Source organism: Bacillus clarus (assembly GCF_000746925.1).
Taxonomy (GTDB): Bacteria; Bacillota; Bacilli; order Bacillales; family Bacillaceae_G; genus Bacillus_A; species Bacillus_A clarus.
Genome location: NZ_JMQC01000008.1, coordinates 2,441,484 through 2,456,523, shown reverse-complemented (window position 1 = coordinate 2,456,523; position 15,040 = coordinate 2,441,484). Strand labels below are relative to the sequence as shown.

The 15,040-nt window shown below is 40.4% G+C and carries 12 protein-coding genes and 1 other annotated feature; all 12 genes read right to left on the bottom strand.

The window, feature by feature from the left end; all coding sequences use genetic code 11:
* Positions 1–28 precede the first annotated feature (28 nt).
* The 12 genes from fusA to nusG all read right to left on the bottom strand — a co-directional run bounded on the left by fusA (position 29) and on the right by nusG (position 15,027).
* Positions 29–2,107, bottom strand: a complete 2,079-nt coding sequence (gene fusA, locus DJ93_RS13500) for an elongation factor G (RefSeq protein WP_042981369.1) — start codon at positions 2,105–2,107, stop codon at positions 29–31.
* Between the two features lie 206 nt (positions 2,108–2,313).
* A complete protein-coding gene (rpsG, locus tag DJ93_RS13495; protein ID WP_001137492.1) occupies positions 2,314–2,784 on the bottom strand; it encodes a 30S ribosomal protein S7 in 471 nt (156 codons plus the stop codon).
* A gap of 29 nt (positions 2,785–2,813) precedes the next feature.
* A complete protein-coding gene (gene rpsL / locus DJ93_RS13490; RefSeq protein WP_001142341.1) occupies positions 2,814–3,236 on the bottom strand; it encodes a 30S ribosomal protein S12 in 423 nt (140 codons plus the stop codon).
* 115 nt (positions 3,237–3,351) lie between these two features.
* Complete coding sequence (locus tag DJ93_RS13485; protein WP_042981367.1) at positions 3,352–3,600, bottom strand: ribosomal L7Ae/L30e/S12e/Gadd45 family protein; 249 nt, start codon at positions 3,598–3,600, stop codon at positions 3,352–3,354.
* Positions 3,601–3,713: 113 nt separating this feature from the next.
* A complete protein-coding gene (rpoC, locus tag DJ93_RS13480; RefSeq protein WP_042981366.1) occupies positions 3,714–7,325 on the bottom strand; it encodes a DNA-directed RNA polymerase subunit beta' in 3,612 nt (1,203 codons plus the stop codon).
* A gap of 37 nt (positions 7,326–7,362) precedes the next feature.
* Positions 7,363–10,896, bottom strand: coding sequence for a DNA-directed RNA polymerase subunit beta (gene rpoB / locus DJ93_RS13475; protein WP_042981365.1), 3,534 nt, complete (start codon positions 10,894–10,896; stop codon positions 7,363–7,365).
* Positions 10,897–11,186: 290 nt separating this feature from the next.
* On the bottom strand, positions 11,187–11,786 hold the full coding sequence (locus DJ93_RS13470) for a class I SAM-dependent methyltransferase (RefSeq protein WP_042981363.1): 600 nt from the start codon (positions 11,784–11,786) through the stop codon (positions 11,187–11,189).
* A 76-nt stretch (positions 11,787–11,862) separates the two neighbouring features.
* Complete coding sequence (gene rplL, locus DJ93_RS13465; RefSeq protein ID WP_000159736.1) at positions 11,863–12,222, bottom strand: 50S ribosomal protein L7/L12; 360 nt, start codon at positions 12,220–12,222, stop codon at positions 11,863–11,865.
* Positions 12,223–12,289: 67 nt separating this feature from the next.
* On the bottom strand, positions 12,290–12,790 hold the full coding sequence (rplJ, locus tag DJ93_RS13460; RefSeq protein ID WP_042981362.1) for a 50S ribosomal protein L10: 501 nt from the start codon (positions 12,788–12,790) through the stop codon (positions 12,290–12,292).
* Positions 12,791–12,829: 39 nt separating this feature from the next.
* Positions 12,830–12,975: a sequence feature (ribosomal protein L10 leader region), on the bottom strand.
* A 49-nt stretch (positions 12,976–13,024) separates the two neighbouring features.
* The gene (rplA, locus tag DJ93_RS13455; protein WP_042981361.1) at positions 13,025–13,717 is read right to left on the bottom strand and encodes a 50S ribosomal protein L1; all 693 of its coding nucleotides are present in this window, start codon (positions 13,715–13,717) and stop codon (positions 13,025–13,027) included.
* Between the two features lie 181 nt (positions 13,718–13,898).
* A complete protein-coding gene (gene rplK, locus DJ93_RS13450; protein ID WP_001085872.1) occupies positions 13,899–14,324 on the bottom strand; it encodes a 50S ribosomal protein L11 in 426 nt (141 codons plus the stop codon).
* Between the two features lie 169 nt (positions 14,325–14,493).
* On the bottom strand, positions 14,494–15,027 hold the full coding sequence (gene nusG / locus DJ93_RS13445) for a transcription termination/antitermination protein NusG (RefSeq protein WP_042981360.1): 534 nt from the start codon (positions 15,025–15,027) through the stop codon (positions 14,494–14,496).
* Positions 15,028–15,040 lie beyond the last annotated feature (13 nt).

Below are 15,040 nucleotides of genomic sequence, written 5' to 3'. Positions count from 1 at the left end.
TTATACTTGAACAATCGATAAAAATCAATTATTCACCTTTATTTTTTTTGATAATTTCTTCTGAAACAGACTTCGGTACTTCTTCATAATGATCAAATGTCATTGAGAATGTTCCGCGTCCTTGAGTGTTAGAACGTAATGACGTTGCATAACCGAACATTTCAGAAAGTGGAACCATAGCGCGAACAACTTGAGCGTTACCGCGAGCTTCCATACCTTCTACACGTCCACGACGAGATGTTACGTCACCCATAATGTCACCCATGTACTCTTCAGGAATTACAACTTCAACTTTCATCATTGGCTCAAGAATTACTGGGTTACATTTAGAAACCGCAGCTTTAAGCGCCATAGATGCAGCGATTTTGAACGCCATCTCAGAGGAGTCAACATCATGGTAAGATCCGTCAACTAATGCAGCTTTAATGTCAACTAGTGGATAACCAGCTAGTACACCATTTTTAAGTGCATCTTCAAGACCTGCTCCAACAGCTGGGATGTATTCACGTGGAACTACACCACCGACGATCTTGTTTTCGAATTCGAATCCTTTACCTTCTTCATTAGGTTCAAACTCAATCCAAACGTGACCGAATTGTCCACGACCACCAGATTGACGAGCGAACTTACCTTCAACTTTCGCAGCAGCGCGGAAAGTCTCACGGTATGCTACCTGAGGAGCACCAACGTTTGCTTCCACTTTGAACTCACGGCGCATACGGTCAACGATGATATCAAGGTGAAGTTCACCCATACCAGCGATGATTGTTTGGCCAGTTTCTTGGTCAGTGTGAGCACGGAATGTTGGATCTTCTTCAGAAAGCTTAGATAATGCTGTACCCATTTTATCTTGGTCAGCTTTAGATTTTGGTTCGATAGCTACAGAGATAACTGGCTCTGGGAATTCCATAGACTCAAGGATAACAAGGCTCTTCTCGTCACAAAGAGTATCACCAGTAGTAGTATCTTTTAAACCTACAGCAGCAGCGATATCACCAGCATAAACTGTTGAAATCTCTTCACGGCTGTTAGCGTGCATTTGTAGGATACGTCCTACACGCTCACGCTTACCTTTAGTTGAGTTTTTCACGTATGATCCAGAGTTTAACACACCAGAGTACACACGGAAGAACGTTAACTTACCAACATAAGGGTCAGTCATGATTTTGAATGCTAAAGCTGCAAATGGTTCTTCATCGCTAGACTTACGTTCTACTTCTTCATCTGTATCCGGAAGAATACCTTTAATAGCAGGTACATCTAATGGAGATGGTAAGTAGTCAATAACTGCATCTAACAGAATTTGAACACCTTTGTTTTTGAATGCAGAACCACAGATTACTGGGAAGAATTCTACAGAAGTTGTAGCCTTACGGATACCAGCTTTAAGCTCTTCTACAGTGATTTCTTCACCTTCTAGGTACTTCATCATCATTTCTTCATCAAGCTCAGCTACCGCTTCAATAAGTTTTCCACGGTATTCTTCAGCTAATTCTTTATGCTCTTCAGGAATTTCAACACGCTCGATGTCTGTTCCTAAATCGTTACCGTACATGTAAGCACACTCTTCAACAAGGTCAATGATACCATTGAACTCATCTTCAGCACCGATTGGTAACTGAATTGGATGCGCGTTTGCTTGTAAACGATCGTGGATTGTTCCTACAGAGTATAAGAAATCTGCACCGATCTTATCCATTTTGTTAACGAATACGATACGAGGTACGCCGTAAGTAGTAGCCTGACGCCAAACAGTTTCTGTTTGTGGTTCTACACCAGATTGTGCATCAAGTACTGCTACTGCGCCATCAAGTACGCGTAAAGAACGTTCTACTTCTACTGTGAAGTCTACGTGTCCTGGAGTGTCAATGATGTTTACACGGTGACCTTTCCATTGAGCTGTAGTTGCAGCAGAAGTAATTGTGATACCACGCTCTTGCTCTTGCTCCATCCAGTCCATCTGAGATGCACCTTCGTGAGTTTCACCGATTTTATGAATACGACCTGTGTAGTACAGGATACGCTCAGTTGCTGTTGTTTTACCAGCATCGATGTGAGCCATGATACCAATATTACGAGTGTTTTCTAAAGAGAACTCTCTTGCCATTTGGTGTCTTGCTCCTTCCATATATGGATTGGATTATTTTATTTTAAGTAGCAAAAAAGCCACTTTATATTGTTACATATGCCAGTGTCCAGTACCCTCATTATGTAAAACGAGCGCCCAACGAAAGGGAGAGGCATTCTCCCTCTCCACACTTCCATAAGCGACAAATAAAGCGGTTTATGCTTACATTTATTTTACGTTGAATCCTACCAACGGTAATGAGCAAATGCTTTGTTAGCTTCTGCCATTTTATGAGTGTCTTCACGTTTCTTAACAGATGCACCAGCGTTGTTAGCTGCATCTAAGATTTCGTAAGCTAGACGCTCTTCCATAGTTTTTTCACCACGAAGACGAGCATAGTTTACTAACCAGCGAAGACCTAAAGTTGTACGGCGTTCTGGACGAACCTCAACTGGAACTTGGTAGTTAGCACCACCAACACGACGAGCGCGTACTTCAAGAACAGGCATGATGTTCTTAAGAGCTTGTTCGAATACTTCCATAGGTTCTTTATCTGAACGTTCACGAACGATATCGAAAGCGTTATAAAGAATTGTTTGAGATTTACCTTTTTTACCGTCAACCATCATTTTGTTGATTAGGCGTGTTACAAGCTTAGAATTGTACATTGGATCTGGTAACACGTCACGTTTCGCAACAGGTCCTTTACGAGGCATATTGAGTTCCTCCTTTCATTTTAAGTTTATTATTTTTTAGCAGGTTTTGGTCGCTTAGTACCATATTTAGAACGTCCTTGCATACGTTTGTCAACACCAGCTGTATCAAGCGCACCACGAACGATGTGGTAACGTACCCCTGGTAAATCCTTTACACGACCACCGCGAATTAATACTACGCTATGCTCTTGTAGGTTATGACCGATACCTGGGATGTAAGCTGTAACCTCGATACCATTTGTTAAACGTACACGAGCGTATTTACGTAACGCTGAGTTCGGTTTCTTTGGAGTCATTGTACCAACACGAGTACATACACCACGTTTTTGAGGTGCAGAGATATCAGTTGATTTTTTCTTTAAAGAGTTGAAACCTTTGTTTAACGCAGGTGATTTAGATTTCCATACTTTATCAGTACGACCATTTCTCACTAATTGGTTAATAGTAGGCATTTGATTTATCCTCCCTTCGCATGTTTGTATGACCACATATCCAGGTGGTTCATTATTAGTTGAAAACAAAGTTTTTGCAAGGGAGAGCAAATGCTCTCTCCTCACAAAAACAGTTTTAACTTATTATTCCTATTGCTGAAGCTCCCACTTGAATCCCCGAAGCTTTACCAAGCTTACGAACTGATTCAACCTTTGTTATGGGTACGTTATATTGCAATGCAGTACGAGTAATAACATGGGTTAACCGCATGTCAGCATCTTCTGCAATGACAACTTCTTTAACTGTACCATCTTTGATTGCTTCCAATGTTCGTTTATGACCAACGACTACATTTTCAGCAGTTGACACTTTTTGATAAGACATATAAATATCCTCCAAAGCATCGTTCAGGAGCAACCTTGCTTATAGTAACATTTTGACTCATATAATGTCAACTAGGATTATCTGTTTTTATACAAAATTTACGACGGAAAATTTTACTGTTCCACATAAACTTCATCGTTTTCTACATTCATGTCATCTTGTGTTGTTTTCACAAGATCCACTTTGCGATAACGATTCATACCTGTTCCAGCAGGAACAAGTTTACCGATAATAACATTCTCTTTCAATCCTAGAAGCTCATCACGTTTACCTTTAATTGCTGCATCTGTAAGAACACGAGTTGTTTCTTGGAATGATGCTGCAGATAAGAATGAATCTGTTTCAAGTGAAGCTTTTGTAATACCAAGAAGAACTGGTCTAGCCGTTGCTGGTTGTTTACCTGATAGTAACACCTTCGCATTCGCATCAGTAAACTGATGGATGTCTAGTAATGTTCCTGGTAATACATCTGTTTCACCTGCATCGCTTACGCGAACTTTACGAAGCATTTGACGAACCATTACTTCTACGTGCTTATCGCCAATTTCTACCCCTTGCATACGGTATACTTTTTGAACTTCACGTAGTAAGTATTCTTGAACTGCTGTAATATCAGTTACTTTTAATAATTCTTTCGGATCAATAGAACCTTCTGTTAACTCTTTTCCGTGACCAATAGACTGTCCTAGAGTTACTTTCAGACGAGCACCATAAGGAATCGCATACGTACGAGCTTCAACTTCACCCTGTACAACTACTTCTTGACGATCTTTAACATCGTTGATCGCCGCGATAACACCGTCGATTTCACTAATAACTGCCTGACCTTTTGGATTACGAGCTTCGAAGATCTCTTGGATACGAGGTAAACCTTGTGTGATATCATCTCCGGCAACCCCACCTGTATGGAACGTACGCATCGTTAACTGTGTACCTGGCTCACCGATAGATTGAGCTGCGATAATACCTACCGCTTCCCCTACTTCTACGTCTGTACCAGTTGCTAAGTTACGACCGTAACACTTCTTACATACACCATGGCGAGTATTACATGTAAACGCTGAACGAATGTTTACAGTTTCAACACCCGAATTTTCAACGATATGAGCGATATCTTCAGTAATTAATTGGTTTTCTCCAACTAATACTTCACCTGTTTCAGGATGTTTTACAGTTTTTCGTGCAAAACGTCCAACAAGACGATCATATAATGACTCGATAACTTCATTACCCTCTTTAATCGCACCAATTAATAAACCACGATCTGTTCCACAGTCATCTTCACGAACAATTACATCTTGTGCAACATCTACAAGACGACGTGTTAAGTAACCAGAATCGGCAGTTTTAAGTGCTGTATCGGCAAGACCTTTACGCGCACCATGCGTAGAGATGAAGTACTCAAGTACTGTTAAACCTTCACGGAAACTTGATTTGATCGGAAGTTCGATGATACGACCAGATGGGTTGGCCATCAGACCACGCATACCAGCAAGCTGAGTAAAGTTCGATGCGTTACCACGGGCACCGGAATCACTCATCATGAAGATTGGATTGCGTTTATTCAAGGATTTCATCAGTTTCCCTTGGATAACATCTTTCGCATTACTCCAAATAGAGATAACACGATCGTAACGTTCTTCTTCCGTGATTAAACCGCGACGGAATTGTTTAATTACATTATCTACTTTTGCTTGTGCTTCGTGGAGAATTTCATCTTTTTCACCTAATACAAGAATATCTGCTACCCCAACTGTAATACCAGCTTTTGTAGAATATTTAAATCCTAAGTTTTTCATGCGATCAAGCATACGAGACGTTTCTGTAATTTGGAAACGTTTGAACACTTCTGCAATGATATTTCCAAGGATTTTCTTGCTAAATGGCGCCACTTCTTCGCGACTCGCAATAATCTCTTTAATGTTCGCACCTTTTTCAACGAAATACTCCGCTGGAGTTTCTTTTTCAAGGTTTGAATTTGTTGGTTCGTTAATATAAGGGAACGACTCTGGTAAGATTTCGTTAAATATTAATTTACCAACTGTTGTTAATAGAAGCTTACTCTTTTGCTCTTCAGTAAATGTTGCATTATTTACCGAACTTGCAGCAACTGCAACACGTGTGTGCAGATGTACATATCCATTTTGGTATGCAAGTAATGCTTCGTTTGCATCTTTGAAGACCATACCTTCACCGATTGCACCCTCACGCTCAAGTGTTAAGTAATAGTTACCTAATACCATATCCTGAGATGGAGTAACAACTGGTTTTCCGTCTTTCGGGTTCAAGATGTTTTGTGCCGCTAACATAAGAAGACGCGCTTCTGCTTGTGCCTCTGATGATAACGGAACGTGAACCGCCATTTGGTCACCGTCAAAGTCCGCGTTGTATGCAGTACATACAAGTGGGTGAAGACGAATTGCACGACCTTCTACTAATGTAGGTTCAAATGCCTGGATACCAAGACGGTGAAGTGTTGGCGCGCGGTTTAGAAGTACTGGATGCTCTTTAATCACAGATTCTAAAACGTCCCAAACTTCAGGTTGTACACGCTCGATTTTACGTTTCGCACTCTTAATGTTGTGTGCTAATCCTTTTTCAACTAACTCTTTCATAACGAAAGGTTTGAACAATTCAAGCGCCATCTCTTTCGGTAATCCACATTGGTACATCTTTAAGTTCGGTCCTACAACGATTACAGAACGGCCAGAGTAGTCAACACGTTTACCTAATAAGTTTTGACGGAAACGTCCTTGTTTACCTTTAAGCATGTGAGATAGTGATTTCAATGGACGGTTACCTGGTCCAGTAACTGGACGGCCACGACGACCATTATCGATTAATGCGTCTACAGCTTCTTGTAACATACGTTTTTCGTTTTGAACGATGATGCTTGGTGCACCTAAGTCCAATAGACGTTTTAAACGATTATTACGGTTAATTACACGACGGTATAAGTCGTTTAAGTCAGAAGTAGCAAAACGTCCACCATCTAACTGTACCATTGGGCGTAGTTCTGGTGGGATAACTGGAAGAACATCTAAGATCATCCAAGACGGTTCATTTCCAGAGTTACGGAATGCTTCTAATACTTCTAGACGTTTAATAGCACGAGTACGGCGTTGTCCTTGTGCTGTTTTTAATTCTTCTTTTAAGAAGTCTACTTCTTTATCTAAATCGATGTCTTGTAGTAGCTTCTTAATTGCTTCTGCGCCCATAGCAGCTTGGAATGTGCTACCATATCGATCACGATATGCACGGTATTCTTTTTCAGAAAGTAATTGCTTCTTATCAAGTGGTGTATCTCCACTTTCTGTTACAACATAAGAAGCGAAATAAATTACTTCTTCAAGCGCGCGAGGGGACATGTCTAAGACAAGTCCCATGCGGCTCGGGATACCTTTGAAATACCAAATATGAGATACAGGAGCAGCTAATTCAATATGGCCCATACGTTCACGACGAACTTTCGCACGCGTTACTTCAACGCCACATCGATCACAAACTACACCTTTATAACGTACACGTTTATATTTTCCGCAGTGACATTCCCAGTCCTTTTGTGGTCCGAAAATACGCTCACAGAACAAGCCATCTTTTTCAGGCTTTAACGTACGATAGTTAATTGTTTCTGGTTTCTTAACTTCACCGTATGACCAAGAACGAATCTTGTCAGGTGAAGCAAGTCCAATCTTCATATATTCAAAGTTATTTACATCTATCAAGGGGCCTACCTCCCTTTTAGTCTACAGGTTATCCCAATTATTCCTTAGTTGTCTCAACTTCGATATTCAATTTGTCCGCTGATTGATGATCATCATCATCTTCCGTATCACGCATCTCAATTTCTGTATCGTCGCTAGACATCATTTTAACGTCCATACCTAAACTTTGCAGTTCTTTAATCAATACTTTGAATGATTCTGGAACGCCTGGTTCTGGAACATTTTCGCCTTTAACAATTGCTTCGTACGTCTTAACACGTCCAACAACGTCATCAGACTTCACTGTTAAGATTTCTTGAAGAGTATAAGCGGCACCGTAAGCTTCAAGTGCCCAAACCTCCATCTCACCGAAACGCTGTCCACCGAACTGAGCTTTACCTCCAAGAGGTTGCTGCGTTACAAGTGAGTATGGTCCAGTAGAACGAGCATGAAGTTTATCGTCAACCATGTGCGCAAGTTTGATCATGTACATGACACCAACAGATACGCGGTTGTCGAATGGTTCACCAGTACGTCCGTCATACAGGATTGTTTTTGCATCATTTGCCATACCAGCTTCTTCAATTGTACCCCATACATCTTCCTCACGAGCACCGTCGAATACTGGCGTTGCAACATGGATACCAAGGTATCTTGCTGCCATACCAAGGTGAAGCTCTAACACCTGACCGATATTCATACGAGATGGTACCCCTAATGGGTTTAACATGATATCGATTGGTGTGCCATCTGGCAAGTAAGGCATATCTTCTTCCGGTAAGATACGGGAGATAACACCTTTGTTACCGTGACGACCGGCCATTTTGTCACCTTCAGAAATTTTACGTTTTTGAACGATATATGCACGTACAAGTTGGTTCACGCCTGGTGGCAATTCGTCGCCATCTTCACGGTTGAATACTTTTACGTCTAAGATAATACCGCCACCACCGTGTGGTACACGTAGTGATGTATCACGTACTTCACGTGCCTTTTCTCCGAAGATTGCATGTAATAGACGTTCTTCTGCCGTTAATTCTGTTACACCTTTAGGTGTTACTTTACCAACAAGTAGATCGCCATCTTTTACTTCTGCACCGACGCGAATAATACCGCGTTCGTCAAGGTTGCGAAGTGCATCTTCCCCAACGTTCGGAATGTCACGTGTAATTTCTTCTGGTCCAAGCTTCGTATCACGAGCTTCTGATTCATATTCTTCAATATGAATAGAAGTGTACACATCATCTTTTACAAGGCGCTCACTCATGATGATCGCATCCTCGTAGTTATAACCGTCCCATGTCATAAAGCCAACAAGCACGTTACGTCCAAGTGCAAGTTCACCTTTCTCCATAGAAGGACCATCCGCAAGGATTTCACCTTTTACAACTTGGTCACCAACACTTACAATTGGACGTTGGTTGTAACAAGTTCCTTGGTTAGAACGGATGAATTTCAACATTTTATAGCGATCTAAGTCGCCTTTTACTGTTTGACCGTCAACTTCTACATAGCGACGTACCCAAACTTCACGTGCTTCTACGCGTTCAACAACACCAGGGTGTTTACAGATTACTGCAGCACCTGAATCTTTTGCTGATACGTACTCCATACCTGTACCTACAATCGGAGATTCCGGATTCATTAACGGAACCGCCTGACGTTGCATGTTCGCTCCCATAAGTGCGCGGTTGGAGTCATCGTTTTCTAAGAACGGAATACAAGCTGTCGCTGCCGACACTACTTGTTTTGGAGATACATCCATGTAGTCGATACGTTCTTTATTTGTGACAATGTTTTCACCACGGAAACGAGCTACGATATCTTCATTCAGGAATTCTCCTTCAGCAGATAATTTCATATTCGCTTGGGCTACAACATAGTTATCTTCTTCGTCTGCTGTTAAATAATCAACATGCCCTGTTACAAGACCAGTTTCTGGGTCAACACGACGGTATGGTGTTTCAATGAAACCAAACTCATTTACTTTCGCGAATGAAGATAATGAGTTGATCAAACCGATGTTTGGTCCCTCTGGCGTTTCAATCGGACACATACGACCATAGTGAGAGTAGTGAACGTCACGCACTTCAAAGCCTGCGCGCTCACGCGTTAAACCACCAGGTCCTAATGCAGATAGTCTTCGTTTGTGAGTCAACTCCGCTAATGGGTTTGTTTGATCCATGAACTGAGATAACTGAGAACTTCCGAAGAACTCTTTAATAGATGCAATAACCGGACGAATGTTAATTAACGCTTGCGGCGTAATTGCATTTGTATCTTGAATCGACATTCTCTCACGAACAACACGTTCCATACGAGAAAGACCGATACGGAATTGGTTTTGTAGTAACTCTCCTACAGAACGCAGACGACGGTTTCCTAAATGGTCAATATCATCTGTATCCCCTACTTTGTATAGTAAGTTGAAGAAGTAACTAATAGAAGCAAGAATATCACCTGGTGTGATGTGTTTTACATCACGAGTAATATTTGCATTCCCAATTACGTTGATAGAACGTTCGCCTTCTGATTCTGGAGCATAAATCTTAATAGATTGCAGCTCAACATCGCCTTCTACCACTCCACCCATTGGCTTCGCTGTTTTGAATCCAATGTTTTTCTCTAAGTAAGGTAAAATGCGATCCAGTGTACGACGATCTAAGACTGTTCCTTCTGCCGCTAAAATTTCACCAGTTTCTGAATCCACTAATGTTTCAGCTAAACGTTGGTTAAACAATCTGTTTTTAATGTGTAACTTTTTGTTGATCTTGTAGCGACCTACGTTTGCTAAATCGTAGCGCTTTGGATCGAAGAAACGAGACACAAGTAAGCTCTTTGCATTTTCTACTGTCGGTGGTTCACCTGGACGTAGACGCTCATAAATTTCAAGCAATGCTTTTTCTGTGCTATCTGTGTTGTCTTTTTCTAATGTGTTACTTAAGTATTCGTTATCACCTAAAAGCTCGGTGATTTCTTGATCAGAGCCAAACCCTAATGCGCGTAACAAAACAGTTACAGGAAGTTTACGCGTACGGTCAATACGCACATATACAACATCCTTAGCATCTGTTTCATACTCTAACCAAGCTCCGCGGTTTGGAATTACAGTAGCAGTAAAACCACGTTTTCCGTTTTTATCCACTTTGCCACTATAGTATACGCTTGGAGAGCGAACTAACTGGGAAACGATAACACGTTCTGCACCGTTAATTACGAATGTTCCAGTCTCTGTCATGAGTGGGAAATCTCCCATGAACACATCTTGTTCTTTTACTTCACCAGTTTCCTTGTTGATTAGACGCACTTTTACACGAAGTGGTGCTGCATACGTCACATCACGCTCTTTGCATTCTTCTACAGAGTATTTAGGTTCACCTAAGCTGTAGTCGATAAATTCAAGCGATAGATTTCCCGTAAAGTCTTCAATCGGAGAAATGTCTTGGAACATTTCTCGCAAACCCTCATCAAGAAACCACTGATAAGAAGAGGTTTGAATTTCGATAAGATTTGGTAACTCTAATACTTCACTAATACGGGCATAACTTCTTCGTTGGCGGTGGCGTCCGTATTGAACTAGTTGACCTGTCAACTGCTTCACCCCTCAAATCATGAGTATTATAAATGCACAAAAAAAATTGTGCAAAATCACAAATAAATACAGCTACTGCTAGTAGAGTAGCTTTTTCCCTTAAAGATAGATACGTTGAGTCTTTCTACCTGCTCAAAAAAGAAAAATGGCTTCTATAAGAAAACCATCATTCTGTTTCATAATCTGCTGATTTTACTATCTTTTCCAAGAGAAACAAAAATATACATCTTTCTCAACGCAGAAAATCATATATTGGCATTGTATAATGTTAACATAGCCAAAAATAACCGTCAACGTTTTTTTGATTTTATGATATAATATCCTTTTTTCTTTTCTACAACTTCGACTTCAGAAAATGTTTCCTCTAGTTTATTCAACGCAGATGGTGCACCTTGTTTCTTTTGAATGACAATCCAAAGCTCCCCACCCGGAACTAAATGATCAACAGCTTTTTCTAAAATCTCATGCACGATATGTTTACCAGCACGAATTGGAGGATTAGATAGAATAGCAGCATACTTGCCATCTACATTTTCATAGACGCTACTTTGAAAAATACGTATATTCTCGATTCTGTTATTAGCGGCGTTTTCTTTCGCAAGCCCAAGCGCCCTTTCATTCACATCCACCATGTGAATTTCACGGTCTTGAAACTCTTTCGCTAATGACAAACCTATAGGACCGTATCCGCAACCTACGTCTAATATATCACCTTTAATATCTGGCATTTGAAACGCTTCAATTAAAAGACGGGAACCAAAGTCCACCTCGTTTTTCGAAAACACCCCATGATCAGATAAAAAAACAAATCGAGATCCGCGCAACGTATATTCCCATCGCTTACGATCACTTTTGCTAGAAGGGTCATTAGAAAAATAATGGTCTGCCATATGGCCACCCCTTTTCTTTACAGTTAAAAAAAAAGCTCGCATGAGAGCGAGCTTTTTTTAAAGCATCAAAAGTTAATTACTTAACTTCTACAGCAGCGCCAACTTCTTCAAGTTTAGCTTTGATTTCTTCAGCTTCTTCTTTAGCAGCAGCTTCTTTGATTACTTTTGGAGTGTTGTCAACTAATTCTTTAGCTTCTTTTAAGCCAAGACCAGTGATTTCACGAACAACTTTGATAACTTTGATTTTTTGTGCACCAGCGCTAGTTAGTTCCACATCAAATTCAGTTTTCTCAGCAGCAGCTTCACCAGCGCCACCAGCTACAGCTACAGGAGCAGCAGCAGTTACGCCGAATTCTTCCTCGATAGCTTTTACTAAGTCGTTAAGTTCTAATACAGTCATAGATTTAACTGCTTCAATGATTTGTTCTTTAGTCATTGTAAATATCCTCCCTTAAATAGGTTTGTATTGTTTTATAGATAACACGTAATTATCTTTTAAAAAATTAAGCGCCTTGCTCTTCCTTTTGTTCTGCAACTGCTTTAGTAGCAAGTGCAAGGTTACGGATTGGAGCTTGAAGAACGCTAAGAAGCATAGAAAGTAAGCCTTCACGTGATGGAAGAGTAGCGATTGCTTTAACCTCATCAAGTGTTACAAGTTTACCTTCGATTACGCCAGCTTTAATTTCTAAAGCTTCATGATCTTTAGCGAAGTCGTTTAATACTTTTGCAGGAGCAACTACATCCTCGTTACTGAACGCGATTGCGTTTGGTCCTGTTAAGAATTCGTTTAACTCAGCCATTTCAACAGACTCTGCAGCACGACGAGTTAAAGAGTTTTTGTAAACTTTGAACTCAACGCCAGCTTCACGTAAGTTTTTACGTAATTCTGTTGCTTCAGATACTGTTAAACCACGGTAGTCAACAATGATTGTAGATTTACTTTCGCGAAGTTTTTCAGCGATTTCAGTTACAACTTGTTGTTTAGTTTCGATTGCTTTGCTCATGTTATTACACCTCCTGTAGATTATATAGAAGATGTACCGAAAGTGCACTAAAAACCTCCATGCCCAACTTGTAGACATGGAGGCATATAGTCACAGAAAAAAGATTCCGCTTCGTATATTAACACCTAGGTAGGAAATTAAGTCAAATTGACACCTACTGTCTACGGTACACTATTTAAATTCACAACATAAATGATTATATTAAAACTTCTTTATGAAGTCAACTTCCAATTTTTACGCGATTGTAGAAACATCTACACGTACGCCAGGTCCCATTGTAGAAGCAACAGTTACGTTCTTCATGTAAGTACCTTTTGCAGCAGCTGGCTTAGCTTTTACTAGCGTGTCAGCAATTGTTTTGAAGTTTTCTACTAGTTTAGCATCTTCGAAAGATACTTTACCGATTGGAACGTGGATGTTACCAGCTTTATCAACGCGGTATTCAACTTTACCAGCTTTGATTTCGTTAACAGCTTTAGTTACATCGAAAGTAACTGTTCCAGTTTTAGGGTTTGGCATTAAACCTTTAGGTCCTAATACGCGACCAAGTTTACCAACTTCACCCATCATGTCAGGAGTTGCTACTACTACATCGAAATCGAACCAACCTTGTTGGATTTTACCGATGTAATCAGTATCGCCTACGAATTCAGCACCAGCAGCTTCAGCTTCTTTTGCTTTTTCGCCTTTAGCGAATACTAACACACGTTGTACTTTACCAGTACCGTGTGGAAGAACAACTGCACCACGAATTTGTTGGTCAGCTTTCTTAGGATCAACACCTAAACGGAATGCAGCTTCTACAGTTGCATCAAATTTAGCTGTGTTTGTTTTCTTTACTAATTCTACTGCTTCTGTTGCAGAGTAAGCAGCTGCACGATCAACAAGCTTCGCAGCTTCTACGTACTTTTTACCTCTTTTAGCCATGTTTATTTCCTCCTTGAATGTGGTTTTAGCGGAATAACCTCCCACGTTTACGCCTTCATTCCGGGAATCCCCGAGGATGTGCGCCCATCCATTTATTTAAAAGCAATACTCATTTACGATAATAAAGGTTGCGAATTGGAATTCCAGACCCGCAACCTTTTTTACAAAAAAACAAATCGAATTAATCTTCGATAACAATGCCCATACTGCGCGCAGTACCTTCAACCATACGCATTGCAGCTTCTACGCTAGCAGCGTTTAGGTCAGGCATTTTAGTTTCAGCGATTTCGCGTACTTTATCACGCTTAACAGTTGCCACTTTATTACGGTTTGGTTCACCAGAACCAGACTCAATACCAGCTACTTTCTTAAGAAGAACAGCAGCAGGAGGAGTTTTAGTAATGAAAGTGAATGAACGGTCCTCAAATACCGTAATTTCAACAGGGATGATAAGACCAGCTTGATCTGCTGTACGAGCGTTAAACTCTTTACAGAAGCCCATGATGTTAACACCTGCTTGTCCTAATGCTGGACCAACTGGTGGAGCTGGGTTAGCTTTACCTGCAGGAATTTGAAGTTTTACCATTTTAATTACCTTTTTAGCCACGAGACACACCTCCTTAAGTCCGTGATGTGGTCAATTGGGCAATGATTTGCCCTCCCACTTCATATTTTATCTGTAGCGATAAAATCTTTTTCAAAAAACGTCTCCGTTACCGAAGACGTACTGACTTAAAAGATATTATCACTTTTTACAATTCATTTCAAGTTCCATTTTATAATTTTTCAATTTGATGGAAATCAAGCTCGACTGGTGTTTCACGACCAAACATGTCTACAAGTACTCTAACTTTTTTCTTTTCCACATCGATTTCTTCGATAGCACCTGTATAATCCGCGAATGGCCCCTCATTTACACGTACTGTCTCATGAAGTTCAAAGTCGAAATCAACCACTTCATTGTCCATTCCCATATGCTTCATAATGGTAACAACTTCCTCTTCCAATAGAGGAGATGGTTTAGAACCAGAACCAGAAGAACCAACGAAACCTGTTACACCCGGTGTATTACGAACAACATACCAAGAATCATCAGTCATGATTAGCTCAACTAACACGTAACCTGGGAATACTTTTCTTTTCATTAATTTTTCTTTTCCGTTTTTCATTTCTACTTCTACTTCTTCTGGGACAACAACACGGAAAATTTTATCTTGCATTCCCATTGATTCTACACGTTTCTCTAGGTTTGCTTTTACTTTATTTTCATATCCAGAATAAGTATGGACAACATACCAACTTTTTTCCATTCATTTAGGACGA

Bases quoted from the DNA above. Each gene is read 5' to 3' on its own strand.
- fusA (WP_042981369.1), bottom strand. From the start codon at position 2,107: ATGGCAAGAGAGTTCTCTTTAGAAAACACTCGTAATATTGGTATCATG.
- rpsG (WP_001137492.1), bottom strand. From the start codon at position 2,784: ATGCCTCGTAAAGGACCTGTTGCGAAACGTGACGTGTTACCAGATCCA.
- rpsL (WP_001142341.1), bottom strand. From the start codon at position 3,236: ATGCCTACTATTAACCAATTAGTGAGAAATGGTCGTACTGATAAAGTA.
- DJ93_RS13485 (WP_042981367.1), bottom strand. From the start codon at position 3,600: ATGTCTTATCAAAAAGTGTCAACTGCTGAAAATGTAGTCGTTGGTCAT.
- DJ93_RS13470 (WP_042981363.1), bottom strand. From the start codon at position 11,786: ATGGCAGACCATTATTTTTCTAATGACCCTTCTAGCAAAAGTGATCGT.
- rplL (WP_000159736.1), bottom strand. From the start codon at position 12,222: ATGACTAAAGAACAAATCATTGAAGCAGTTAAATCTATGACTGTATTA.
- rplJ (WP_042981362.1), bottom strand. From the start codon at position 12,790: ATGAGCAAAGCAATCGAAACTAAACAACAAGTTGTAACTGAAATCGCT.
- rplA (WP_042981361.1), bottom strand. From the start codon at position 13,717: ATGGCTAAAAGAGGTAAAAAGTACGTAGAAGCTGCGAAGCTTGTTGAT.
- nusG (WP_042981360.1), bottom strand. From the start codon at position 15,027: ATGGAAAAAAGTTGGTATGTTGTCCATACTTATTCTGGATATGAAAAT.